The sequence below is a fragment of the Sulfobacillus harzensis genome, assembly GCF_012933365.1.
Classification (GTDB): domain Bacteria; phylum Bacillota; class Sulfobacillia; order Sulfobacillales; family Sulfobacillaceae; genus Sulfobacillus_B; species Sulfobacillus_B harzensis.
Window position 1 is genome coordinate 1 of sequence record NZ_JABBVZ010000268.1, and the last position, 1347, is coordinate 1347.

The window sequence follows — 1347 nt, forward strand, 5'->3', positions numbered from 1 at the left end:
GACGTGCTGACGGATGCGGCTTGGCGCGAGTTGCTGTTTCTGATGTTTCACGCGGGCCAAGCGGCGGTGGAAAGCATTCCCGATGGGGGCGTGCGCCCGACGCCGCTCTATCGTAAGGAGGCGACTCATGGCTAAGAAGTCTGGAACCACCTATCCCACGCAATCGGCCCTGGCGAATGCCATGGCGCCCGAGGCGTTGGAGTTTTTTCCGCAGTACCTGGTGGCTGGTCCCGAGTGGCGGCGGGTGTATGCGATTCTGGCTTACCCCCCGAGCGTCGAGGACGGGTGGCTGACCAGCGCGGCTAATCTGCCGGGGGTGACGCTGAGTTTGCATGCGGCCCCACAAGACGCCTATCAACTGGTCCAGGCGCTCAACCGCCGGATTGGCGCCATTTCGGGGCAACTCGCGATGGGTAAAAACGCCGCGCTGACCGAGCAGCGTCTGACGCAAGAATTAGAGGACGCGATGGCGTTGATGCGCCAAATCGACGCGGAGCAGCAGGGCACCTTTCAAACCGCCGTGTACCTGGTTGTGTCCGCCCCGGACGCAGAAGTGGGCTTACGCCGGGCCAAGCGGCTCGAAGGCCAACTGGCCGCCCAAGGCATGCGGGCGCGCCCGCTTGTGTACTACCAGAATGAAGGGTTGCAAGCATCCGGACCCTTCGGGATCTGGCCGAAGCCCATCCAGGGCGCGCAAATCTGGCCCGCCGCCACGATTGCGGCGAGTTGGCCCATGGGCGCGGGTGGCATTAACCACGGGTCCGGCATCGTGCTGGGCCACGACGCCGATGGCGGCATGGTCCTCATTGACCGCTGGGAGCCGCCCAAAGAGGCGGGGATCACCAACAAGAACTTCGCCATCCTGAGCCCGCCCGGCGGTGGCAAGTCCCATGCCACCAAGCTCATGATGCTCCGCGAGTGGGCGTTAGGGGCGAAAGTCTTCGTCCTCGACCCGGAACGCGAATATCGCGGTCTTGCTCGACAGCTTGACGCCGCGTGGATCAATGCAGCCGGGGGTGGGACGCGGGTGAATCCCCTGCAAGCGCCGAGCCTGCCAGACGACACCGATGAGGAAGGCGGGAGCGGGAGCGGGCTGAGCACCCACATTCAGCGGGTGCTGGACTTTTTCGCGACCTATCTCCCCGATCTCTCGCCCATGCAACGGGCCCTCTTGGAGGAAGCCGTGGAGCGGAGCTACGCGACCCACAGTATCACGAAGGATATGGATATTGGAACCATCCCGGTGGACGGATGGCCCCATGTCGGGGATGTGTATGCTTACTGCCAAGCGCAAACCGGGCCGGAATGGGCCACGCTGACGGCCCTCCTGCGCACGGCGGGCGAAGG

At 64.5% G+C, this 1347-nt stretch carries 1 protein-coding gene; it reads left to right on the plus strand.

What is annotated here, in order from left to right; translation table 11 throughout:
* Positions 1–127: 127 nt before the first annotated feature.
* A partial coding sequence (locus HIJ39_RS22945) for a VirB4 family type IV secretion system protein (protein WP_169103343.1) occupies positions 128–1347 on the plus strand: 1220 nt, incomplete at its 3' end.